The 23,776-nt window shown below is 71.8% G+C and carries 15 protein-coding genes and 1 pseudogene; all 16 read right to left on the reverse strand.

Translation table 11 applies throughout. The features are described from left to right. Positions 1 to 205: 205 nt before the first annotated feature. On the reverse strand, positions 206 to 1,693 hold the full coding sequence (locus tag AQI70_RS04810) for an FG-GAP and VCBS repeat-containing protein (protein ID WP_062144522.1): 1,488 nt from the start codon (positions 1,691 to 1,693) through the stop codon (positions 206 to 208). Between the two features lie 40 nt (positions 1,694 to 1,733). Beyond that, a complete protein-coding gene (locus AQI70_RS04815) occupies positions 1,734 to 3,251 on the reverse strand; it encodes an FG-GAP-like repeat-containing protein (protein ID WP_062144525.1) in 1,518 nt (505 codons plus the stop codon). Positions 3,252 to 3,301: 50 nt separating this feature from the next. Next, the gene (locus tag AQI70_RS04820) at positions 3,302 to 4,729 is read right to left on the reverse strand and encodes an FG-GAP repeat domain-containing protein (protein WP_159042610.1); all 1,428 of its coding nucleotides are present in this window, start codon (positions 4,727 to 4,729) and stop codon (positions 3,302 to 3,304) included. A 262-nt stretch (positions 4,730 to 4,991) separates the two neighbouring features. After that, on the reverse strand, positions 4,992 to 6,437 hold the full coding sequence (gene obgE, locus AQI70_RS04825) for a GTPase ObgE (RefSeq protein WP_062144531.1): 1,446 nt from the start codon (positions 6,435 to 6,437) through the stop codon (positions 4,992 to 4,994). 135 nt (positions 6,438 to 6,572) lie between these two features. Then, the gene (gene rpmA / locus AQI70_RS04830) at positions 6,573 to 6,827 is read right to left on the reverse strand and encodes a 50S ribosomal protein L27 (protein WP_004001310.1); all 255 of its coding nucleotides are present in this window, start codon (positions 6,825 to 6,827) and stop codon (positions 6,573 to 6,575) included. Between the two features lie 14 nt (positions 6,828 to 6,841). Beyond that, complete coding sequence (rplU, locus tag AQI70_RS04835; RefSeq protein ID WP_004001309.1) at positions 6,842 to 7,162, reverse strand: 50S ribosomal protein L21; 321 nt, start codon at positions 7,160 to 7,162, stop codon at positions 6,842 to 6,844. Positions 7,163 to 7,398: 236 nt separating this feature from the next. After that, positions 7,399 to 11,658, reverse strand: coding sequence for an Rne/Rng family ribonuclease (locus tag AQI70_RS04840; protein WP_062144534.1), 4,260 nt, complete (start codon positions 11,656 to 11,658; stop codon positions 7,399 to 7,401). A 262-nt stretch (positions 11,659 to 11,920) separates the two neighbouring features. After that, positions 11,921 to 12,703, reverse strand: a complete 783-nt coding sequence (locus AQI70_RS04845) for a TIGR03936 family radical SAM-associated protein (RefSeq protein ID WP_062144537.1) — start codon at positions 12,701 to 12,703, stop codon at positions 11,921 to 11,923. A gap of 48 nt (positions 12,704 to 12,751) precedes the next feature. Then, on the reverse strand, positions 12,752 to 13,864 hold the full coding sequence (locus tag AQI70_RS04850; protein ID WP_062144540.1) for a hypothetical protein: 1,113 nt from the start codon (positions 13,862 to 13,864) through the stop codon (positions 12,752 to 12,754). Between the two features lie 80 nt (positions 13,865 to 13,944). Further along, the gene (locus tag AQI70_RS04855) at positions 13,945 to 15,123 is read right to left on the reverse strand and encodes a M20 family metallopeptidase (RefSeq protein ID WP_062144543.1); all 1,179 of its coding nucleotides are present in this window, start codon (positions 15,121 to 15,123) and stop codon (positions 13,945 to 13,947) included. Positions 15,124 to 15,161: 38 nt separating this feature from the next. Then, positions 15,162 to 15,470: pseudogene (locus tag AQI70_RS04860) on the reverse strand (AbgT family transporter); the annotation flags it as partial. A gap of 179 nt (positions 15,471 to 15,649) precedes the next feature. Continuing rightward, complete coding sequence (locus tag AQI70_RS04865) at positions 15,650 to 17,623, reverse strand: TIGR03960 family B12-binding radical SAM protein (protein ID WP_062144549.1); 1,974 nt, start codon at positions 17,621 to 17,623, stop codon at positions 15,650 to 15,652. A 119-nt stretch (positions 17,624 to 17,742) separates the two neighbouring features. Next, the gene (locus AQI70_RS04870; RefSeq protein ID WP_062144552.1) at positions 17,743 to 19,248 is read right to left on the reverse strand and encodes a CYTH and CHAD domain-containing protein; all 1,506 of its coding nucleotides are present in this window, start codon (positions 19,246 to 19,248) and stop codon (positions 17,743 to 17,745) included. A 140-nt stretch (positions 19,249 to 19,388) separates the two neighbouring features. Continuing rightward, the gene (gene rodA / locus AQI70_RS04875; RefSeq protein WP_062144555.1) at positions 19,389 to 20,588 is read right to left on the reverse strand and encodes a rod shape-determining protein RodA; all 1,200 of its coding nucleotides are present in this window, start codon (positions 20,586 to 20,588) and stop codon (positions 19,389 to 19,391) included. Then, entirely contained in the window at positions 20,585 to 22,846 is a 2,262-nt protein-coding gene (mrdA, locus tag AQI70_RS04880; protein ID WP_062144559.1) for a penicillin-binding protein 2, read from the reverse strand. Before mrdA ends, rodA begins: the two co-directional genes overlap by 4 nt. 224 nt (positions 22,847 to 23,070) lie before the next feature. Beyond that, positions 23,071 to 23,772 carry a rod shape-determining protein MreD gene (gene mreD / locus AQI70_RS04885; RefSeq protein WP_062144561.1) on the reverse strand — a complete coding sequence of 234 codons (702 nt, stop codon included), beginning with the start codon at positions 23,770 to 23,772 and terminating at the stop codon, positions 23,071 to 23,073. Positions 23,773 to 23,776: the final 4 nt, after the last annotated feature.

A 23,776-nucleotide genomic window follows, 5' to 3' on the forward strand; every position in this document is an offset into this window, starting at 1 on the left:
TGAACTCCCTTGCCTCGCTGGCCTCTTGGACTTCTGAAAGCTCACGCAGCCGGGCGGTCGGCCCGCTGAACCAGAGCCTTCGCGTGCATGACAAATGGGTAGACAACAGAAGACCCGTTGCGACACGGGAACAACAGGATGAACTTAGCCTTGTCGCAACGGGTCTGAAAGACCGTCAGTTAGTACCGGGCGGGTCCGGGGCGGGTCAGTTCGCGAACCCCGAGCCGAACCTGGCGTTCGTGCCGTCGGTGCCGAGGTACGTGTTGCCGAAGGCGCCCGTGGCGTTCGGCGTCACGATGAGGGCCGGGCTGGACTTGAAGTGCCAGATGAACCCGGAGCCGGTGTTCTCCCCCGGCGAGCCGACGGCCACATCGGCCAGCCCGTCGTGGTTGGAGTCGCCGAGGTGCACGGCCTTGCCGAAGACGTCACCCTTCTCGGCGGCCCCGGGCACATTGCCGGTGTCCTGCGTGACCACCCGGGCGCCGGTGCCGGTCAGCCCGGCGGCGCCGCCGTTCAGGACGACGACGGCGCCCGCGTCGGCGACGGAGCCCAGGTCCTCGCCGGGCACACCGGTGAGCACATCGGGGTAGCCGTCGCCGTTGACGTCGCCGATCTGGACGTCGGTGCCGAAGCGGTCGCCCTTCTCCGCCGTGCCGGGGACTCCGGCGCTGTCCTGGTGGAGGAAGACCGCCTCGACGCCGTCGGGTCCCTCGGGGGTGCCTGGGATCCAGGCGACCCGGCCGCCCTTGACGTAGGGGTTGTCCAGGTCGCTGTCGTAGCCGTCGACGGCACGGCCCACCACGATGTCGGCGTAACCGTCCTTGTCGAGGTCGCCGACGTCGAGGTTCTCGCCGCCCTGGAGGCCGGCCCCGTCGATGTCGTACACCAGCGTGTACGGCGTGAGCCCGTCCTTGGTGCCGTACCAGTACACGACCCGGCGGGAGTCGAACTCGTCACCGCTGTGCTCGGCGGCGACGACGTCGGTGATGCCGTCGCCGTTGACGTCACCGGCGGCCAGGTCCAGGACACGGCTGTCGTACGGGTCCTTCACGATCTGCTCGCCGCCGCCCGCGGAACCGTTCCGCCCGAAGGGCCCCTTGAGGACACGCAGGTCGTGCTCGTTCTGCACGGTCACCACGTCCGTCGCCCCGTCGCCGTCGATGTCGGCGACGGTGAGGTGGCCCTGGGCACCGAGGCGGTCATGGGCGCTCTTGCCGGTGGCCAGGGAGGAGGCCCCCGACAGCCCGTCGGCGCTGCCCCAGAGGACCTGCACATAACCGGAGTCGGTGCCCCCGGAGTCCGTGTCCTCGCCGCCGATGCCGACGATCAGATCGGCGTAGCCGTCCCGGTCGAGGTCGGCCGTGGTGAGCGCGCTGCCGAACTGGTCGTCCTTCTCGGCGGTGCCCGGTATGCCCGCGCTGTTCTGCGTGAACACCTTCCGGGCCCCGGTGACCCACCCGTACTGGGTGCCGTACCGCACGGCGACGAACCCGGCCTGTGTCCTGCCTCCGACGGTCGCCGAGGGCGCCGCGACGGCGAGATCGGCGTAGCCGTCACCGTTGAAGTCGTCCCGGAGCTCGGCGGTGGTGGGCTGGGTGTCGGCCACGGCGTGCGGCCCGGGAAGGGCGGCGGCTCCCGTGACGGCCAGGACGACGGCGAGACCCACGCGCCAGGCCCCCCGGTGTCTGCTCATGTCGCTCTCCTGTCTGCTGGTTGCGAGGAGGTGGCCGCCGTCAGTCGGCGACCGAGGCGCCGAAGCGGGCGCCGGCCGCGCGCAGGCCCATCGTGGTCGGGCCGAACGAGAAGGAGCCGCTCGCGGTGACGCCGCCGGAGGCCGAGGAGAAGACCCACACGGAACCGTTGCCGGCGTTCTCGGCGGGGGCGCCCACGACCAGCCCGTCCTTCTTGTCGCCGTTGGCGTCGACGAGGGCGGTCTGCTCGCCGAAGCGGTCCAGCTTCTCGGCGGTGCCGGGCACGCCGCTGGTGTTCTGGGTGAACGACTTGATGCCGGTGGCGGTCAGGCCGTTGGCGCTGCCGCGCAGCACGAGGACGCTGCCGGCGTCGGTGAGAGCGCCGAGGTCCTCGCCGGGCAGGCCCGTCGCCACGTCGAGATAGCCGTCGCCGTTGGTGTCGCCGACGGACAGGCCCGAGCCCATGCCGTCCCCGTGCTCGGCCGACCCCGGCACCCCGGCCGTGTCCTGGTTGATCCACACCGGCTTGCGGGTGGTGGAGACGCCGTCCGGGCCGCCGTACACGACGGCCAGCCCGCCGCCCCGGAAGGGGGGTTCGGCACTGTCGTACATGTCGTTGGAACGGCCGACGACGATGTCGCCGTATCCGTCCTTGTTCAGGTCACCGATCGCGGCGTCCTCGCCGCCGATGATGCCGCCCTGGGCATCCCTGAGCAGGCCCTTGGGGCTGAGGCCGCCGGGGCCGCCCGCGAGGAGGGCGGCCGCACGCGAGTCGGGCGAACCGTTGCCGCCCATGCGTACGACGAGGTCGGCGACTCCGTCGCCGGTGACGTCACCGGCCGTCAGCGAGTGGAAGTGCGTCGAGCGCTCGGGAACGACGCGGAAGTAGTCCTTCTTCACGGGCTGTCCGGCCCGGGTGAAGGGACCGTGCCACACCGTGCCGTCCCCGTTGTCCACGTCGGGGGTGTTGCTGTACCACTCGTCGGCGCTCGCCGTCACCACGTCCGGGTGCTTGTCGCCGTCCACGTCCGCGACGGTGAATCCGCCCTGCCACTCGAACTGCGGGGCCCAGGTCAGGGCCGTCGCCGTGGCCGAGAGCCCCTTGGGCCCGCCCCAGTTGACGACGAGGGCGTAGCCCTGGTCGATGTCCTCCCTGTACTCCCCGACGGTCGACAGCAGGTCCGCGTACCCGTCCCCGTCCAGGTCCGCGCTCTGCAGCTGTGTGCCGTGCCCGCTGTTGTAGGCGGGCACCGCCCGGTTCAGCACCTGCTTGCGCGAGGTCGACAGCCCCTGGGAGGAGCCGTACAGCACACTGACCGCGCCCACCTTCGTCTCGCCGTCCGGCGCCGTGCCCGGGGCGCCGATCGCCAGGTCGGGATATCCGTCTCCGTTGAAGTCGTCGTGCAGCCGCTTGGTGCTCGGCGTGGTGGTGGTCGCGGCCTCGGTGGCGGCGTTGACGGCGGGAATCGCCAGGGCGCCGGCGGCGACCGCGAGGCCGGTGGCGAGGACGAGCCGTCCGCGGCGGGAGAACGGGGTACGGCGGTGAGAAGGCGAAGCCATGTGATCCCTGATCCGGGTGAGTTGGGTGTGCTGGGGTGAAGGGCGGCGGGTCAGCGCGGGAACCGGTCGCCGAGGTGGGCGCCGCTCGGGACGGTGCCGAGGGCACGGGGGCCGAAGGCGAAGGAGCCCTTGGCCGTGACGCCGCCGGAGCCGGACCGGAACACCCACACGGCACCGGCACTCGTGTCCTCCTGGACCGCCGCCGCGACCGGCTCGGCCCGGCCGTCGCCGTTGCCGTCGACCACGTCGAGGTTGCTGCCGAAGAAGTCCTGGGTCTCGGCGGTGCCGGGCACGTCGGCGCTGTTCTGGCTGAAGACCTTGGTCCCGGCACCCGTCGGCCCGCCGGGTCCGCCGGGTACGACGGCGAAGGTGCCGGCGAAGTGCAGTCCGCCGAAGTCCTCACGGGGGATCCCGGCGAGCAGGTCGCCGTACCCGTCGCCGTCGACGTCCCCGATCGCCAGCGAGGAGCCGAAGTCGTCGGTCCTCTCCTGCACGCCCGGCACTCCGGGGGTGTCCTGGGTGATCACCTGGGGCGTCGCGGCGGCCGGGCCGCCGGTGGTGCCGTAGACGATCCTGAGGGCGTAACCGCCCATGACGAGGTCGGCGCGGCCGTCGCCGTTGAGGTCGCCGAGGGCCAGGGTGGCGTCGTGCGGGTCGATCCGCTCGCCCTGCGCGTCCTTGATCAGGACGGGCGGCAACAGACCGTCGCGGCTGCCGCGCACGTAGTTGAGGTAGTAGCCGTACTCGTGGTTGTCGTCCCAGTCGTACGCACGGGACATGCTGACGAGATCGGTGATGCCGTCCCCGTCCACATCTCCGGCCACCACGTCGAGGAGCATCATGTCCCCGTCGACGAGCTGGACGTCGCCGGTCGAGGCGGGCACGACATCCCGCCCGAAGGGACCGAACCGCACGGGACCGGCCCCCCTCAGGTCCTGGTGCCCGTCACCGTTGAAGTCACCGGCCAGGACGTCTCCGGCCTGATACGACTGGCTGCCGTGGGCGGGCATCACGTTGCCGGAGGCGAAACCGCCGGACCCGCCCCACAACACCGTGTGGTTGCCGTGCCGTGCGTTGCCGCCCTGCACCCACTGCTCGCCGGAGGCCTCGACGAGCAGATCGGTGAACCCGTCCCCGTCCAGATCGGCCGCGGTGAGCCCGGACCCGAAGTGATCGCTCGCCTCCGGAGTCCCCGGCACACCGGCAAAGGCCTGCGAGTACACCTTCTTGGAGACGGTGTTCAGCCCGCGCGGGCCCCCGTACAGCACGGCGACATAGCCGGCCTGGTACTTGCCGTCCACGGTGGCATCGGGTGCGGCGACGGCGAGATCCTCGTATCCGTCACCGTTGAAGTCCTGCCGCACGCCGGCCGCGGCGGCCTGGGCGTGCCCGCTCGGCACCACGCCCACACTCGCGGCGGCCAGAGCGACGGCGACCACAACCGTGCGCCGCATCCTGCGCGAAACAGCCTCGACCACGTCGACTCCGGGAATCTCAAGGGCAGTTGACCGCGGAGAGGGTGCAAGATCCTCATCCACGCGCCCAGTACGACTCACCGTGAGGCGAAGGGGTTGCCCTGAGATACGGCGCGAATTTTCCCGGCGTCAACCATTTCGGCCCGTCCGGCGACGGGGGACGAGGCCCGTTCGGGGACGAAGCGGGGGTCTGGGGACCGTCTGGGGACCACAACCCCCAGACGACGGCTACGACAACGCCGGACGCCGCTCGGGCCCGTCTTCCCTAGAACGGCTCGAAGTCGTCGAACTCCCGCACCGCTTCATCCCGCTCGGCCTGCCGGTCACGCCTGCGCTGCGCGGCCGGTCGCGGCGCGTCGAAGCGGTGGTCCTCGCCCCGGCGCCCGAGCATCTCCGCCCCGGCCATCACCGACGGCTCCCAGTCGAAGACGACCGCGTTCTCCTCGGGTCCGATGGCGACGCCGTCCCCGGACCGGGCCCCGGCCTTCATCAACTCCTCTTCCACACCGAGGCGGTTGAGCCGGTCGGCGAGGTAGCCGACGGCCTCGTCGTTGTTGAAGTCGGTCTGCCGCACCCAGCGCTCGGGCTTCTCGCCGCGCACCCGGAACAGCGGCTCCCCGCCGACGTCCTCGCGCGTCACGGTGAAGCCCGCGTCGTCGACGGCCTTCGGCCGGATCACGATCCGCGTCGCCTCTTCCTTCGGCTTCGCGGCCCGCGCCCTGGCCACCAGGTCGGCCAGCGCGAAGGACAGCTCCTTCAGCCCGGTGTGCGCCACCGCCGACACCTCGAAGACCCGGTATCCACGGGCCTCCAGATCCGGCCGCACCATCTCGGCGAGGTCCTTGCCGTCCGGTACGTCGATCTTGTTCAGGACCACCAGCCGCGGACGGTTGTCCAGCCCGCCGTACTCCCGCAGCTCCGCCTCGATGACGTCCAGGTCGGAGACCGGGTCACGGTCGGACTCCAGCGTCGCGGTGTCCAGTACGTGCACGAGCACACTGCACCGCTCGACGTGCCGCAGGAACTCCAGGCCCAGGCCCTTGCCCTGGCTGGCGCCCGGGATGAGCCCCGGCACGTCGGCGATGGTGTAGACGGTCGAACCGGCGGTCACCACACCGAGGTTGGGCACGAGGGTCGTGAAGGGGTAGTCGGCGATCTTCGGCTTGGCGGCGCTCAGCACCGAGATCAGCGAGGACTTGCCCGCGCTCGGGTATCCGACCAGCGCGACGTCGGCGACCGTCTTCAGCTCCAGGACGATGTCCCGGACGTCCCCCGGCTCACCGAGCAGCGCGAACCCCGGCGCCTTGCGCCGCGCCGACGCCAGCGCGGCGTTCCCGAGCCCGCCCCGGCCGCCCTGCGCGGCGACGAACGACGTGCCGTGCCCGACCAGGTCGGCGAGCACATTGCCGGCCCTGTCGAGCACGACGGTGCCGTCCGGCACGGCGAGGACCAGGTCCTGCCCGTCCTTACCGGACCGGTTGCCGCCCTCGCCCGGCTTGCCGTTGGTGGCCTTGCGGTGCGGGGAGTGGTGGTAGTCGAGCAGGGTCGTGACCGACTGGTCGACGGTGAGGATCACGTCCCCGCCCCGCCCGCCGTTGCCGCCGTCGGGCCCGCCGAGCGGCTTGAACTTCTCACGGTGGACGGAGGCACAGCCGTGGCCTCCGTTACCCGCGGCGACGTGCAGCTCGACGCGGTCCACGAAGGTGGTCATGGTTCAGTGCCTCCAGAAAACGTACGAATGTCTTTGGTCCAACAAGCGTGTCTTTGCTCTAACAAGCGAAAGGCGGACCCGCCTTCCCGACCGGGAAGTGAGGTCCGCCTCGCGAAAGTCGAACGAAACGCTCGGTCAGGCGACCGGGACGACGTTCACGACCTTGCGGCCGCGGCTGGTGCCGAACTGCACCGCACCGGCCTGCAGCGCGAACAGCGTGTCGTCGCCGCCACGGCCGACGCCGGCGCCCGGGTGGAAGTGGGTGCCACGCTGGCGGACCAGGATCTCACCCGCGTTGACGACCTGACCGCCGAAGCGCTTCACGCCGAGCCGCTGGGCGTTCGAGTCGCGACCGTTCCGGGTGGACGATGCGCCCTTCTTGTGTGCCATCTGTTCTCAGTCCCTTACTTCGCAGCCGTGGGGATCTCAGTGACCTTGATCGCCGTGTACTGCTGGCGGTGGCCCTGACGACGACGGTAGCCGGTCTTGTTCTTGTAGCGCAGAATGTCGATCTTCTGGCCCTTGTGGTGGTCCACGACCTCAGCCTGGACCTTGATGCCGGCCAGCACCCACGGGTCGCTGGTCACGGAGTCGCCGTCGACAACGAGCAGGGTCGAGAGCTCGACCGTGTCGCCAACCTTGGCAGTGGAAATCTTGTCAACCTCAACGATGTCACCGACAGCAACCTTGTGCTGGCGGCCACCGCTGCGCACGATGGCGTACACGCGGATCTCACTCTCTCGCTCGGGAACGGCACCCCCGCAGTCCAGCCGCCCGGCACGCGGGCGGCCTCTCCGGAACACCCTGTGCTCCGAAGGAAGAGGTTTACGGGGATGTGGCGCGCCTATATCCACGGACACGCCGACGGTCAAGGTTACGGGGCCGTGGCCGAGGGGGTCAAACCGGGCCGGGCCCCAGCGGTGTGCGGCCGATCACGTGGACCGACCGCACACCTCGCTGGTCAGCTCTCGTCGGTGGCGGCCGAGACCGTGGTCTTCTTCGCCGTCGACTTGGCCACGGCCGTCTTGGCGGTCTTCGCCGCCTTCTTGGCCGTCACCTTCTTGGCGGCCGTCTTCTTGGCCGCGGTCTTCTTGGTGGCGGCCTTCTTCGCCGTGGCCTTCTTGGCCGTCTTACGGGCCGTCTTCTTGGCCGGAGCCGCCTCCTCGGCGCCCTCCTCCGCGGCCGGGGCCTGCGCCGCCTCGGGCTCGGCCTGCGCCTCCGCCGCGGGGACGACCACGACGGCCGCCTCCGCGGGCGCGGTCGGCGCGGTGGCCTTGCGCACGGCACGGCGCCGCGGGCGGGCCGGAGCGGCGCTCTCGGCGACCGCCTCGGCCGGAGCCTCTTCGGCCTGCTCCGCCGGGGTCCCGGCCGGGGCCTCGGCCACCTGCTCGGGCGCCGGGGACGCCGCCTCGCCGACCGTCACCACGGCGGCCTCGGCCCCCGCGGGCGACCCGGCGGGCGCGGACACCTTGCGGGTCGCGCGACGCCGCGTACGGCCCTTGGGCGCGGGCTCCTCGGCGGCCGGCGCCTCCGGGGCCGGAGCCTCGGGCGCGGGGGCCTCGACGACCGCGTCCTCCACGGCCGCCGGCTCGGCCTTCGCCTCGGCGGCCGACTCCGGCTGCACCGGGCGCGCGACCTCCTCCTCGACGGTCACGTCCTGCGCCGTGGGAACGGCCTCGCTCTTCCTGGGCGCACCGGCCGGGGCCGACACCCGCCGGCCGCCACGGCGCCGCGAACGACCGCCGCGCGCGACCGCGGCCTCGGCCTCGGCGACGCTGCTGTACAGCTCCTCGTCGGGCGCGAAGGCGGGCTCGGGCAGCGCGACCGGCTCGGCGACCTCCGCGACGACCTCGGCCTCCGCCTCCGCCTCCGCCTCCTCCTCGGCCGTCTCCACCGGCTCGGCGGCGACCGTGGCCTCGTGCACCTGCTCGGGACCGGCACCGGCACGCGCGCGCTTCTTGCGCTTGCCGCCGCCACCGACGGCCGTCGGCTGCTCCATGTGCACGATGACACCGCGGCCGTTGCAGTGGACGCAGGTCTCGGAGAAGGACTCCAGCAGGCCCTGTCCGACCCGCTTGCGGGTCATCTGCACGAGCCCCAGCGAGGTCACCTCGGCCACCTGGTGCTTCGTACGGTCCCGGCCCAGGCACTCCAGCAGACGCCGCAGCACCAGGTCCCGGTTGGACTCCAGGACCATGTCGATGAAGTCGATGACGATGATGCCGCCGAGGTCGCGCAGCCGCAGCTGGCGGACGATCTCCTCGGCCGCCTCCAGGTTGTTCCTGGTGACCGTCTCTTCGAGGTTGCCGCCCTGACCGGTGAACTTGCCGGTGTTGACGTCGATGACGACCATCGCCTCGGTCCGGTCGATCACCAGCGAACCGCCGCTGGGCAGCCAGACCTTGCGGTCCAGCGCCTTGGCGAGCTGCTCGTCGATCCGGTACGTGGCGAAGACGTCGACCTCGCTGGTCCACTTCTGCAACCGCTCGGCGAGGTCCGGCGCGACGTGCGAGACATAGCCGTGGACGGTCTGCCAGGCCTCGTCACCGCTGACGATGACCTTGGAGAAGTCCTCGTTGAAGATGTCCCGGACGACCCGGACGGTCATGTCCGGCTCGCCGTACAGCAGCGTCGGGGCGTTGCCGTTCTTGGACTTCTTCTGGATGTCCTCCCACTGCGCCTGCAGCCGCTCGACGTCCCGGCGCAGCTCGTCCTCGCTCGCGCCCTCGGCGGCGGTACGCACGATGACGCCCGCGTCCTCGGGGACGATCTTCTTGAGGATGGTCTTCAGCCGGGCCCGCTCGGTGTCGGGCAGCTTGCGGCTGATGCCGGTCATGGAGCCCTCGGGGACGTACACGAGGTAACGGCCCGGCAGGGAGACCTGGCTGGTCAGACGGGCGCCCTTGTGCCCGATCGGGTCCTTGGTGACCTGGACGAGGACCGACTGGCCCGACTTCAGGGCGGACTCGATGCGGCGCGGGCCGTTGGCCATGCCCAGCGCCTCGAAGTTGACCTCACCGGCGTACAGGACGGCGTTGCGGCCCTTGCCGATGTCGATGAAGGCGGCCTCCATCGACGGCAGCACGTTCTGGACCTTGCCCAGGTAGACGTTGCCGACGTACGAGGTCGACTGCTCCTTGTTGACGTAGTGCTCGACGAGCACGTTGTCCTCGAGGACGCCGATCTGCGTACGGTCGCCGTGCTGCCGGACGACCATCACGCGCTCGACGGCCTCGCGGCGGGCGAGGAACTCGGCCTCGGTGATGATCGGAACGCGCCGACGGCCCTGCTCACGGCCTTCCCGGCGGCGCTGCTTCTTGGCCTCCAGGCGCGTGGAGCCCTTGATGGACTGCACCTCGTCGGACGGCTCGGCACCCTTTTCCCGCAGGGGACGGGGCTCGCGGACCTTGACGACGGTGCGCTCGGGGTCGCCCTCGCCGGGCTCGGTGTCGACGGTGGTGTCACCGGCGCGACGGCGACGGCGACGGCGGCGACGGCTGGTGGAGGTGGAGACGCCACCCTCCTCGCGGGCCTCGTCGGCGTCCTCTTCCTCCTGCTCGGCCGTGTCCTCGGCGTCCTGCTCGGCCTGCGCGGCGGCGAGTTCCTCGGCCTCGGCGTCCGCGGACTCACCGGCCTCGGCATCGGCGGCCTCACCACGACGGCGGCGACGGCCACCGCGCCGGCGACGCCGACGCGACCCGGTCTCCTCGGTCTCCTCGCCCTCGACGACGTCCTCGGCGGCCTCTTCGGCTTCCTCTTCCTCGGTCTCGTCCTCGGCGGCGGCCTCGACGGTCTGGGCCTCGGCCTCCTCGCCGTAGGCACCGCCACGGCGCCGACGACGCCGACGCGGGGTCTCGGGCTGCTCCTCCGGGAACTCCTCGACGTCCTCGGCCTCCGCCTCGGCGGCAGCCTCGGCAGCGGCCCGCTCGGGCGTCTGGAACTTCGGCTCGGTGAACACGGGCGCCTGGAACACGGCCACGGCGGGGCGCGCCGGCCGCGGTGCCTCGGCCGCCTCGGAGGCGGCGGGCTGTGCGGGCTCGGCGAACCCGGTGGCGGCCCGCCGGGCGACACGACGGCGACGGCGCGGGGCCGCTTCCTCAGCGGGCTCGGCGGGCTGGGCGGACTCGGCGGCGGGTGCCTCGGCGGGCACGCCGGTCCCGGTCACCGCGGCGGTCTCGACCTCGATGCCCGGGGTCACGGGGGTCTCCGCGGTCACCGGCGTCTCGGCCGGCGCGGGAGCCTCGGCAGCCGCGGGGGCCTCATCGGCGGCGGGCGCGGTCACACGGCGCGTGGCACGCCGACGGGTACGGCGCGGAGCGGCCTCCTCGGCGGCCTCGCCGGACTCGGCAGCCGCGACAGGCGCTGCTGCCTCAGCGGGCGCTGCCGCCTCGACCGAGGCCTCAGCGGCAACAGGGGCCTCGTCGGTCTCGGCAGCGGCAGGAGCAGCGGCAGGCGCGGCCACGCGACGCGTAGCACGCCGACGCGTACGGCGCGGAGCCGCCTCCTCGGCGGCCTCGGCGGCCTCGGCAGGCGCGGCGCTGTCAGCGGCGGCAGGCACCTCGGCGGCGGCAGGGCTCTCGGCTGGCGCACCAGCGGCACCGGAGACGACGGTCTCCGCGGTCTCCACCGCCTCCGTCGGCGCCGGAGCACCGGCAGGCGCCGACACCCGACGGGTCGCACGCCGACGCGTACGGGGCGGCGCCGCTTCCTCGGTCACCGCAGCGGCCGGCGCCTCGGCGGCAGCCGGGCTCTCCTTCTCGGCGACCGGCGCGGCGGCCGTCACCGGCACCACGGTCTCGGCGGCCTCGGCAGCCGTCGGCGACGCAGTCGGCGCGGACGCGCGACGCACCACGCGCCGACGCGGACGACCGGCGGGTGCGGCCTCCTCGGCGGGCTTCTCGGCAGCCTCTCCGGTCTCGGCAGCCGCTGCGGCTTCCGAGGACCCTGCTGCCTCTTCCGTCCCCTCAGCCTCAGCAGTCACCTCGGCCTCGACGGCCTCGATGTTCTCCTCGGGCTTCTCGGCCTCCGCGCTCTGCGCTGCCGCATCGGCGGGGTCGGCGACCGGTATGGCCGGCTCGACCACCTCTGCGGACTGCGGCTCGGCGGCAGCCGTCGGCGGTCCCGCCGGGCGGGACGCGGCACGGCGCCGCCGACGCGGCGGCAGGGTGTCGCTGGGGGTGTTCAGTTCGGAACCCTCATTGGGTTCGGTCGGCTCGAGCATGCGGGCGTTTCTCCCGTCAGGCTCCCGGGCGCCGCGCCTGGTCCGGCGATGTGCCGGTGACGTCCGCGGCTCGCGCATTGCGCGACTGCCGCCGTCCGGGGCGCGGGCGCCGCACGGGAGCTCTCTGTGTCCTGTCTCGCCGGTTCCGTACGCCTCATGCGTACGGCCTGGCGAAAGTCTTCTGGTCGGTGCGCTGCCCGACCCAGGTGGCTCCCGAGTACGAGGGCGGCGCTTCGACGACCGTCCCTACGCGGGACCTTCCTTACACCGGCGCCTTCGCGGCGGCAGCGGTCTCGGCCGTGGGTGGGGCCGTCGCTGCCTCGCGGTCGGGCGCGAGCGGGTCGGTCACCGTGCCGGTCTCCTCATCCAACAGCCCCTGCGCCAGCCTGGTCACCGCTGCGGGGACCGGCGGCGCCAGGTCGGCCACGGCGCGGAGACCGGACAGGACGTCGTCGGGTCGTACGGCAGGCGTCACGTGCCGAACAACCAGCCGCAGTATCGCACAGGGCTGGTCGGTCGGCCTATCAGCCTGCGAACTGTGCGTTTCTGTTCCGTTGCTGCTTTCCAGGTGGACGACCGCCGGGCGGGCGTCGAAAGTGCGCACGCCGTTCTTGGTCATGCGCTGGACCTCGACGGTCTCGGCGGCGTTGAAGGCCGCGACCGCGCGCTCGGCTTCGGCCGGGTCCACGCCGTCGAGCCGCAGCTCCCAGACGGACGCCGCGAGCCGGTCGGCGAGCCCGGAGGTCCGGGCCTCGACCGCCTCGATGACGTCGAGCCCGGCGGGCAGCGACTCGTCGAGGAGCACTCTGAGCTGTTCGGGATCGCGCGCCTCGGTGAGCGCGATCTCCAGGTACTCCGCCTCACTGCCCGTGCCGGTGGGTGCGGCATTGGCGTACGACACCTTCGGATGCGGTGTGAACCCCGCCGAGTACGCCATCGGCACCTCGGCGCGGCGCAGCGCACGCTCGAAGGCGCGCTGGAAGTCACGGTGGCTGGTGAACCGGAGGCGGCCGCGCTTGGTGTAGCGCAGTCGGATGCGCTGCACCGCGGGTGCGGGCGGCGGGCCTTCGGGCTGTCGCTTGCCCAGTGTCGTTCAGTCCTTCGTGAGAGCGGTCGTACTGCTACCAAGAGTACGTGTCTCGCGGCCGGGAGGTTCCCGCCGGGCCACCGCCTCCCGCTGCTCCGGCTCCCCGAACAGCATCCGCCGGAAGTCGGCCCGCGCCTGCCGTACGGACTCGCGGGCGGCGGTGAGGGCCTGCCGGGTGGCCCGGCTCACGCTGCGGGCGGCCTCGGCGACGGGCCGCAGCACCGCGTCCCGGACGACGTGCCCGATCGGTGTGAGCACCGTCCGGTACACCCACCGCACCGGCTCGACGAAGGTCCACCGCAAGAGCGTCGCGAGGAAGCGGCCGACGGCGAGCGAGATGCGCCCGGCGACCCGCCACGCGTGTCCGAGCGCGTCCCAGACCTCCCGGCCGATGACGGCGAGGAAGCGGCCGACGGGCGTGAGGACCCACCGGTACAGGCCCAGCGCGGGAAGCACGAACAGCACGCGGGCGGTCCAGTACAGGGCGATCCCGATTCCCGTGGCGACCGCGCTCACAACCCGCACGAGTCCCCTGGCGCACCAGGCGATCGCCCGGCCGACCGGCGTGAGGATCCACTCGTACACCCACAGGGCGGGGACGACGAGGAGATACCGCACCAACCACGCCACGGCGCCGAACACGCCGAGCCCGATCGCGGCGAGCACCGCGCCGAGCCCCCGCAGGACCCACATCACCGCATGCCCGACCGGAGTGAGCACGCGCGCGTACAGCCACGCCAGCCCGGGGCCGATCCCTCGCGCCAGCCACGCGCACGCGTGCCCGAGGGGAGTCAGCACGTACCGGTGGCACCACACCAGGGGCACGACGACGAGGACGTTCCCCAGCCAGGCCAGCCCCTTGCCGAGCGGCACTAGGAGGTACCGCCACAGTCCCACGAACGGCCACACGAACACCGCCCGCCCGAGCCACAGCAGTGCCCGCCCCACCGGCCGCAGCACCGTGTCGTTCAGGAACCGCCCGGCGACGACGAGCGCGTCCCACACCATCCGCACCGGCACGACCAGCACGAGCACGACGATCCGCACCGGGACGCGGATCGCGACCACCAGGCATCCTTCGGGGTCCTGGCGCCGCGGGGGCGGTTTTTCGAGATCCATATCGTCGTAGACGTCGGAGAAGCCCAGGTGGATGCAGCTCGGGCCGGGTGATGCGGATCGGTTACCGGGGGCCGGCGCGCCTACTGGGCGTGGGCCGTCAACAGCCCCGCCAGCAGTGCCGTACGCGAGGGGATGTGGTCGAGCAGGACGTGCTCGTGGCGGGCGTGGGCGCCGCCGCCGACCGCGCCCAGGCCGTCGAGGACGGGGCGGCCGAGCGCGGCGACGAAGTTGCCGTCACTGGCTCCGCCGACGGAGGTCTCGGAGACCGGCCGGCCGAGGTCGGAGGCGATCGACCGGGCCCGTTCGAAGAGGAGCCGGGACGCGGGGCCCGGCACCATGGGCGGGCGGTTCCAGCCGCCGGTGACGGTGATCCGGACGCGGGGGTCGGCGGGGCGCAACGCGGCCAGCGCGGCGTCGATCCGGGCCGCCTCGGCGGGTGCCGCGATGCGCACGTCGATACGGCAGTGAGCCCGCCCGGCGACGACGTTGCTCCCCGTACCGCCGCTGACCGTGCCGACGTTGACGGTCGTGCCGCGCTCCCGGTCGCCCAGGGCCGCGACGCGGGTGACCAGTTCGGCGAGGGCGTGCACGGCGCTCGCGCCCGCGTACGGGTCGAGACCCGCGTGGGCCTCCACGCCCACCACCGTCACCTCGAACAGTCCGACGCCCTTGCGGGACGTCTTCAGCGCCCCCTCCTGCCCGGCCGCCGCCTCGCACACCAGCGTGGCCGCGGCGTCCTCGCTGAGCCGCTCGATGTGCGGGCGGGAGGCGGGGCTGCCGATCTCCTCGTCGCCGTTGAGGAACAGCCGTACCGCGGGGCGCGGCAGGTCCAGTTCGCGCAGCAGCCGCAGCGCCCACACGGCCTGCACCAGGCCGCACTTCATGTCGAACACGCCCGGCCCGCTCGCCGAGCCGTCGTCGGTGACCCGGAACGGCCACTCGGCGAGGGTGCCGGCCGGCCACACGGTGTCGTAGTGGCACAGCACCAGCACGGTCGCGGCCCCCGGCCCGGCCGCCGCAGGATGCGGCGAGCCGGAGTACAGCAGTTCCAGCATGTCGCCGTGCGGGCCGCCGTCGTGCCGTCGGAGCAGGTCGGGCGGGCCGAGCCGTCGGTGCGTCCACCGCTCCACGGCCGCGAGGCCCTTGTTCAGCAACTCCTTGTCACGGCTGGGGGTTTCCAGCTCGACCAGGGTGCGCAGGTCGCCGGTGATCTCGGGCAGGGCGGTGCGGGCCAGGGACTCGACGCGATGCAGGGACACGGGCGGCTCTCCTCGGACGTACGGACGTGCGGTGACGGTCAGCGGACGGGGACTCCCGGCCCGAGTGGTATGCCCAGCGCCCACCAGGCGTAGAACAGCAGCGTCCAGGCCGCCAGCATGGCCAGGCACAGCGGCAGGGTCAGGGAGAGCAGCGTGCCGATGCCGGCCGAGCGGCGGTAACGCTGGATCACGCCCAGGGTCATGACGAAGTAGGCGCTCATCGGGGTGCCCGCGTTGGTGCAGGAGTCGGCGATGCGGTAGACCGCCTGGGTCACCTCGGGCGGGATGTCCAGGAGCATGAACATCGGCACGAAGATCGGGCTGACCAGGGCCCATTGCGCGCGACCGCGCGGACGGCCGCCTGGGCGACACCCTCCCGTGACGTCTCGGCCCATGTCGGCACGGGGCTCGAAGGCCCCGACGAAGCCCGCGCCGGCGGTGGGCCTGCCCACTCCGGTGAGCGGCTCGCACCCTCAGCTCCAAGAACAGAGGGCCCCCGACCACCCGGCCGAGGGCCCCGCTCGCCTCAGTGCGAGTGCCCGCTCGACGCCGTCGCGGCGTTCTTGACCGTCAGAGGCAGCAGCTTCTTGCCGGTCGGGCCGATCTGGATGTGCGTGTCCATCTGCGGGCACACCCCGCAGTCGAAGCACGGCGTCCACCGGCAGTCCTCGACCTCGGTCTCGTCGAGGGCGTCCTGCCAGTCCTCCCAGAGCCAGTCCTTGTCCAGCCCCGAGTCCAGGTGGTCCCAGGGAAGGACCTCCTCGTAGGTGCGCTCGCGGGTGGTGTACCAGTCGACGTCGACGCCGAAGGGGGCCAGCGCCTTCTCGGCGCAGCTCATCCAGCGGTCGTACGAGAAGTGCTCGCGCCAGCCGTCGAAGCGGCCGCCGTCCTCGTAGACCGCGCGGATGACGGCGCCGATCCGGCGGTCGCCGCGGGACAGCAGGCCCTCCACGATGCCCGGCTTGCCGTCGTGGTAGCGGAAGCCGATGGAGCGGCCGTACTTCTTGTCGCCGCGGATCTTGTCGCGGAGCTTCTCCAGCCGGGCGTCCGTCTCCTCGGCGCTCAGCTGCGGGGCCCACTGGAACGGGGTGTGGGGCTTGGGGACGAAGCCGCCGATCGAGACCGTGCAGCGGATGTCGTTCGAGCGGGAGACCTCGCGGCCCTTGGCGATGACCTTGGTCGCCATGTCGGCGATCTGCAGGACGTCGTCGTCGGTCTCGGTCGGCAGGCCGCACATGAAGTACAGCTTCACCTGGCGCCAGCCGTTGCCGTAGGCGGTGGCGACCGTGCGGATCAGGTCGTCCTCCGAGACCATCTTGTTGATGACCTTGCGGATGCGCTCCGAGCCGCCCTCGGGGGCGAAGGTCAGGCCCGAGCGGCGGCCGTTGCGCGTGAGCTCGTTCGCCAGGTCGATGTTGAAGGCGTCCACGCGGGTCGACGGCAGGGAGAGGCCGATCTTGTCTTCCTCGTAGCGGTCGGCCAGTCCCTTCGCGATGTCGCCGATCTCACTGTGGTCGGCCGAGGAGAGGGACAGCAGGCCCACCTCCTCGAAGCCCGTCGCCTTCAGGCCCTTGTCGACCATGTCGCCGATGCCCGTGATCGAGCGTTCCCGCACGGGGCGCGTGATCATGCCGGCCTGGCAGAAACGGCAGCCTCGGGTGCAGCCGCGGAAGATCTCCACCGACATGCGCTCGTGGACCGTCTCCGCGAGCGGGACGAGGGGCTGCTTCGGGTAGGGCCACTCGTCGAGGTCCATGACCGTGTGCTTGGACACACGCCACGGGACACCCGACTTGTTCGGTACGACACGGGCGATACGGCCGTCGGGGAGGTACTCGACGTCGTAGAACGCCGGGATGTACACGCCGCCGGTCTTGGCCAGGCGGAACAGCACCTCCTCGCGACCGCCCGGGCGGCCCTCCGCCTTCCACTCGCGGATGATCCGCGTCATGTCGAGGACGGCCTGCTCGCCGTCGCCGATGACGGCGGCGTCGATGAAGTCGGCGATCGGCTCGGGGTTGAAGGCCGCGTGGCCGCCGGCCAGGACGATCGGGTCGTCGATGGTCCGGTCCTTGGACTCCAGGGGGATGCCCGCCAGGTCCAGGGCCGTGAGCATGTTCGTGTAGCCGAGCTCGGTGGAGAAGGACAGGCCCAGTACGTCGAAGGCCTTCACCGGGCGGTGGCTGTCCACCGTGAACTGCGGGACGCCGTGCTCCCGCATCAGCGCCTCCAGGTCCGGCCACACGCTGTACGTGCGCTCGGCGAGGACGCCCTCCTGCTCGTTCAGGACCTCGTAAAGGATCATGACGCCCTGGTTGGGCAGTCCGACCTCGTACGCGTCGGGGTACATGAGCGCCCAGCGGACGTCACAGGACTCCCACGGCTTGACCGTGGAGTTGAGCTCTCCACCGACGTACTGGATCGGCTTCTGCACATGCGGGAGCAGAGCTTCGAGCTGCGGGAACACGGACTCGGCGGCCGCAGCGGCTTCGGCAGGCATGTCGCGAACCTTCGTGAGCTGGACTGAACTGACAGGGGTGACCATCTAGCCTAACGCGACCGCGACGGCCCCCCGCACGCTCAGACCGCGGCCCGGGCCTTGAGCCCTCCCCCGCACGCTCAGACCGCGGCCCGCGCCTTGATCTCCGCCCAGGCCCGGGGCAGCTCCGCCTCGTCCGCCGCCGCCCGCCGCTCCTCGTACCCGTACAGCAGCCCGTAGGTGAACGAGCTCTCCCCCGCCGCGTGCGCCTGCCGCGCCAGCTGCCGCAGCGCCTCCCGGGCCATCACGCTGTCCTGGTGGTCGCCGAGCAGGGACTGCAGGCTCTTCATCGACCGCACCAGCCCGGCGGCCGGATCGCCCAGCGCCGGCACCGCGGACTCCGCCGAGTACCGCGTCCGCTTCGCCTCCTTGCGGGCCTCGTGCAGGGCGAGATCGCGGTCCTGGCCCGGTGGCAGGGCGAGGGCCCGCTCGACCAGCCCGGACAGCCTCCCGAAGTCCTTGCGCACGGCCGTGCCGATCACCTTGCCCGGCTTCCCGCCGGCCGCCTTCAGCAGGGGCGGCCGCTGGACCAGGGCGTCGAGGCTCTCCAGCAGCCGCACATACCGCTTTCCGTCCAGTACGGCGACGAGCCGCCGCCGTGATCCGCCGCTGCGGGCGTGCGACCAGGTGCGCAGCCGGGTGCGCACGGGCCCGGACACCAGGGTGCGCGGCAAGTCGTCGATGGCCCCCGTCAGCCGCTCGGTCAGCACCTCCTGGTCCCGGTCGACGCCCAGCTCCGCGGCCAGCCACTTCAGCTCCTCGGCGATCGGGCCGGTCACGGCCGGGTCCAGCACCTTGCCGTACGACCGGAAGGCGCTGCGCATCCTGCGCGTGGCGACCCGCATCCCGTGCACCGAGTCGTACACGTCCCTGCGGACGGCGGGGTCCAGCTCGACGATGGCGTCCCGCTGGGCGCGCAGGTAGGCGAGAACGTGATCACCGGCCGTCACCGGCTCTCTCGTCACCCGCCCCTTGCCGCCCCGCTTCTTCCTGGGTGCCGTCTCCGCCAGGGCCCGCGCCAGCTTCGACGCCGAGGAGGAGGGCCGCACGCCCGCCTTCCGCAGCCGTTTCTCCACCTTGTCGAGGAACGCCGGGTCACCGCCGTCAGCCAGCTCCACCTCGATCTCGGTCCACTGGGCGGTGCCACCGCCGGTGAGCCGCTCGGCGCGTACCGCGTCCACGCCGACCTCTGCCAGCACCCGGCCGTCGGCGTCGACGAGATCACGTACGTCACGGTCGGAGCGCAGCCGGACCACGGGCAGCAGCTCGGCATCCCGGACCCGGGAGCGGACCAGGCCGGCGAGGGCGCGGGGCAGGGTGTCGGACAGCGGGGCCCGGATCTCGTCCCGGACACCCGGGGCGACGGGGAACTTCAGATGCCAGCCCGCGTCGGAACCGCCCGTCCTGCGGCGCAGGGTGACCGACGAGGCGGCGAGACGCTCGTCCGCGGTGTCGTAGTAGGTGGCGTCCAGGTGCGCGACCCCCTTGTCGATGACGGCCGCCACCCCGGCGACGCCGGTCAGGTCGGGCAGGCCGCTGTCGTCGGACTCGTACTTCCGCTCGATCTCGCGCTTCGTGTCCGCCATGGACCGAATCTAGTGGGAGTCACGAGGCGACAACAGGGCTCACCGGCCAGGAACCCCGGGGGCCCGAAGGGTGCCGGCAACGCGGCACCGGGCGGGCCGGAGGCAGGGCCACCGGCCCCGGCCCCGGCCCGTCGCAGCGGCTAGGCGGACATCGGCCGTTGCACCCGGATCGACTGCAGCAACCCCACCGCCACCCACACGGCGAACATCGACGACCCGCCGTACGACACGAACGGCAGCGGCAGACCGGTCACCGGCATGATCCCCAGCGTCATCCCGATGTTCTCGAACGCCTGGAAGGCGAACCACGCCACGATCCCCGCCGCCACGATCGTCCCGTACAGCTCGGTCGTCTCGCGGGCGATCCGGCAGGCCCGCCACAGGATCACGCCCAGGAGGACGATGATCAGTCCGCCGCCGACGAAGCCCAGTTCCTCGCCCGCCACGGTGAAGACGAAGTCGGTCTGCTGCTCCGGCACGAACTGTCCGGTGGTCTGCGAGCCGTGGAACAGCCCCGCGCCCATCAGCCCGCCGGAACCGATCGCGATACGTGCCTGGTTGGTGTTGTAGCCGACGCCCGCCGGGTCCAGTTCGGGGTTGGCGAAGGCCGCGAAGCGGGCGATCTGGTAGTCGTCCAGGACGCCCAGCTGCCAGACCGTGATCGCGCCGATCGTCCCCGCGCCGATCAGCCCGAAGACCCACCGGTTGGAGGCACCGGACGCGAGCAGCACGCCCAGCACGATCACCACCATGACCATGACCGAGCCGAGGTCGGGCATGAGCAGCACGATGAGCATCGGCACGGCTGCCAGGCCGAGGGCCTGCACCACCGTGCGGTGGTCGGGGTACTGCTTGTCCCCCGCGTCCACTCTCGTCGCCAGCAGCATCGCCATGCCCAGGATGATCGTGACCTTCACGAACTCCGAGGGCTGGAGCGAGAAGCCGCCGGGGAGCTTGATCCAGGAGTGGGCGCCGTTGATGGTGGAGCCGAGCGGGGTGAGCACCAGCAGGATCAGGAAGACCGAGACGCCGTACAGGATCGGCACGGCCGTGCGCAGGGTGCGGTGGCCGAGCCAGACCGTGCCGGCCATCAGGGCGAAGCCGATGCCGGTGTTCAGCAGATGGCGGACCAGGAAGTAGTACTGGTCGCCCTGGTTGAGCTCGGTGCGGTTACGGGTCGCCGAGTAGACGAGGAGCGTGCCGAGCAGCGACAGGGCCAACGCCGACAGCAGTATCGGCCAGTCGAGCCTGCGGGCGAGCGAGTCGCGGGCGAAGAGGCGGGTCCAGCCCGCCCGTTCCGGCCCGTACCCGGAGACCTGGAAGCTGTTGGCGCCGGTCATGTGAGCATCCTCCGGCTTCCCCGGCCGCGGTTCCTGCGTCGCCTGCGCCGAGTGTCCCGGTTCTCCGGCGTGGGCGACGCCACCGTCCCGGCGAGCTGCTGCTCGTCCGGCGCGGTCTCGTCCTTCTGGCTGGCCCGCTGTTCCTTCGCCGGGTCCTTGGAGACCTTGGGCGAGGTGATGGTCCCGTCCGTCCGGACCTTCGGCAGGCTCTTCTGCGGCTTGGGCAGCAGCGCGTTCTTCTTGTCGATGGTGCCGTCGTCGGCGACGCCGTACAGCGCGTCGTAGATGTTGCGCACGGCCGGACCGGAGGCGCCGGAACCGGTACCACCCTGAGAGATCGTCATGACGATCGCGTAGTCCTTGGTGTACGTCGCGAACCACGAGGTCGTCTGCTTGCCGTAGACCTCCGCCGTACCGGTCTTGGCGTGCATCGGGATCTTGTCCTGCGGCCAGCCGTCGTTCGCGAACCGCCACGCGGCCGTACCGCGGGTGGCGACGCCCTCAAGGGCCTCGTCCATCTGGGCCAGCGTCTGCCTGCTCATGGGCAGCTTGCCGTGCGCCTTGGGCTCGATCTCCCGGACGGCCTTGCCGTCGGCGCTGATGACGGCCTTGCCGACGGTCGGGTTGTAGAGGGTGCCGCCGTTGGAGATGGCCGCGTAGATGGTGGCCATCTGGATGGGGGTGACGAGGGTGTCGCCCTGTCCGATGGAGTAGTTGACGGAGTCACCGGCGCGCATCCGGTTGCCTTCGAGGCAGTTCTCGTAGGCGATCTTCTCGGCGTAGCTGCCGTCCTTCTTGCCGTACTTGCACCAGGCGCCCTTGTTGGCCTTCCAGTAGTCCTGCTTCCACTGGCGGTCGGGGACGCGGCCGGTGACCTCGTTGGGCAGGTCGATGCCGGTCTCCGCGCCGAGGCCGAACTGGTGGGCCGTCTTGTAGAACCAGTCGTTGGCGTTCTTCTTCGGCTTGGTGCCGCCGTCCCGCTTCCACTCCTCGTGGGCGAGCCGGTAGAAGACGGTGTCGCAGGAGACCTCCAGGGCGCGGCCGAGGCTGATCGGGCCGTATCCCTTGGACTCGAAGTTCTTGAAGACCTGGCCGCCGATCGAGTAGGAGCTCGAGCACTGGTAAGGGCCGTCGAAGGAGTAGCCGGCGTTGACCGCGGCGGCCGTGGGGATCACCTTGAAGACGGAGCCGGGCGCCGACTGGCCCTGGATCGCGCGGTTGAGCAGCGGGTAGTTGGAGCTCTTGCCGGTGAGCTTCTTGTAGTCCTTGGCGGAGATGCCGCCCACCCAGGCGTTCGGGTCGTACGTCGGGTTGGACGCCATGGCGACGATACGGCCGGTCTTGGCCTCCATCACCACGACCGCGCCCGAGTCGGCCTTGTACTTCTCGCCCGTGTTGCGGTCCCAGACGTCACGGGCCTTCTTCATCGCGTCGTTCAGCTCGTACTCGGCGACCCGCTGGACCCGGGCGTCGATGCTGGTGACGAGGTTGGAGCCGGGCTCGGCGGGGTCGGCCTTGGCCTGGCCGATGACCCGGCCGAGGTTGTCGACCTCGTAGCGGGTGACGCCGGCCTTGCCGCGCAGTTGCTTGTCGTACTGGCGCTCCAGGCCCGAGCGGCCGACCTGGTCGGAGCGCAGATAGGGCGAGTCGGTGTCCTGGGCCTGCTGGAGCTCCTCGTCGGTGACCGGGGAGAGATAGCCGAGCACCTGGGCGGTGTTGGCCTCGCCGGGGCTCGGGTAGCGGCGCAGCGCCTGTGGTTCGGCGGTGATGCCGGGGAAGTCCTCGGCGCGCTCGCGGATCTGCAGGGCCTGCTTGGGGGTGGCCTCGTCGGTGATGGGGATCGGCTGGTACGGCGAGCCGTTCCAGCACGGCTGCGGGGTCTCGGCGTCACACAGCCGGACCTTCTCCATGACCTCCTTGGGCTTCATGCCCAGCACACCGGCCAGCTTGGTGAGGACGGCCTTGCCGTCGTCCGGCATCTTCAGCAGGTCGGTGCGGGAGGCGGAGACCACGAGCCGTGTCTCGTTGTCGGCGAGCGCCACTCCGCGCGCGTCCAGGATCGAGCCGCGCACGGCGGGCTGGACGACCTGCTGGACGTGGTTGCCGGACGCCTCCTTGGCGTAGGCGTCGCCCTCGCGGATCTGCAGGTACCACAGGCGTCCGCCGAGGGTGCCGAGGAGGGAGAGGACGAGGATCTGGATGACGACGAGCCGGATCTGGACGCGTGGCGTCCGGCCGGTCTCGGGGATGTTGGTCACTGCGGCTGTCTCCCCCTCTCAGTGCGCGTACGAAGGCGTGGGTACGAGTGACGAACGCGAGCGTGTGTATGCGAGTGACGGACGTCGGCGTGTATGTACGAGTGACGGACGCCGACGTGGGTGCACGAGTGACGGACGCCGGCGTGTGTGTACGAGTGAGGAACGACAGGCCCACACGGCCGGGTTCCTCCCGGGCTCACCCGATCCGGTGAACTCTCCTGACATCACAGCCGCTTGACCCCCTTGATGCGCCCGGCGCGAGCCGTCCGCGCCCGCACCGCCTTCACCTTCAGACCGCCCTTCAGCCCGCCCAGCCCGCCGCGCCCGCCGCGCTGGCCGCCGATGCGCAGGCCGGTGCCGCCGGAGAGCCAGCCGGAGGAGATGTTGGGCTTCTTCGCCTGGGAGTTGGTCTCGGCGAGCGGGTCGTTCTCCGCGCGCCGGGCCAGCGCCATGATCCCGGGGACCACGAACGGCGCGAGCAGCAGGTCGTACAGCGCGGCCGTGAACAGCAGGCTGCCGAGGCCCACATGGCGGGCGGCGGTGTCCCCGACGAGGGCGCCGACACCGGCGTACAGCAGGGTGGAGCCGATCGCGGCGGCGGCCACGACCACCATCGGCCCGGTGGCCGACTTGAGCCGGCCGTTCTCCGGCTTGACGAGCCCGGCGAGATAGCCGATGACGCACAGCACCAGCGCATAGCGGCCGGCGGCGTGGTCGGCGGGTGGGGCGAGGTCGGCGAGCAGGCCGGCGCCGAAGCCGACGAGGGCGCCGCCGACATGGCCGTAGACCAGGGCGAGGCCCAGCACGGTGAGCAGCAGCAGGTCGGGGACGGCACCCGGGAGGTGGAGGCGGGCGAGGACGCTCACCTGGAGCACCAGGGCGACGACGACCAGGGAGGAGGAGAGCAGGATTCGGTTGACGCGCATCAGG

The organism is Streptomyces curacoi (assembly GCF_001513975.1).
Lineage (GTDB): Bacteria > Actinomycetota > Actinomycetes > Streptomycetales > Streptomycetaceae > Streptomyces > Streptomyces curacoi.

Coding starts and splice junctions, on each gene's coding strand:
- rpmA (WP_004001310.1), bottom strand. CDS start 6,827: ATGGCACACAAGAAGGGCGCATCGTCCACCCGGAACGGTCGCGACTCG.
- mreD (WP_062144561.1), bottom strand. CDS start 23,772: ATGCGCGTCAACCGAATCCTGCTCTCCTCCTCCCTGGTCGTCGTCGCC.
- AQI70_RS04810 (WP_062144522.1), bottom strand. CDS start 1,693: ATGAGCAGACACCGGGGGGCCTGGCGCGTGGGTCTCGCCGTCGTCCTG.
- AQI70_RS04870 (WP_062144552.1), bottom strand. CDS start 19,248: ATGGCGGACACGAAGCGCGAGATCGAGCGGAAGTACGAGTCCGACGAC.
- AQI70_RS04840 (WP_062144534.1), bottom strand. CDS start 11,658: ATGCTCGAGCCGACCGAACCCAATGAGGGTTCCGAACTGAACACCCCC.
- rodA (WP_062144555.1), bottom strand. CDS start 20,588: ATGACCGGCGCCAACAGCTTCCAGGTCTCCGGGTACGGGCCGGAACGG.
- AQI70_RS04865 (WP_062144549.1), bottom strand. CDS start 17,623: ATGCCTGCCGAAGCCGCTGCGGCCGCCGAGTCCGTGTTCCCGCAGCTC.
- AQI70_RS04815 (WP_062144525.1), bottom strand. CDS start 3,251: ATGGCTTCGCCTTCTCACCGCCGTACCCCGTTCTCCCGCCGCGGACGG.
- AQI70_RS04850 (WP_062144540.1), bottom strand. CDS start 13,864: ATGGATCTCGAAAAACCGCCCCCGCGGCGCCAGGACCCCGAAGGATGC.
- obgE (WP_062144531.1), bottom strand. CDS start 6,437: ATGACCACCTTCGTGGACCGCGTCGAGCTGCACGTCGCCGCGGGTAAC.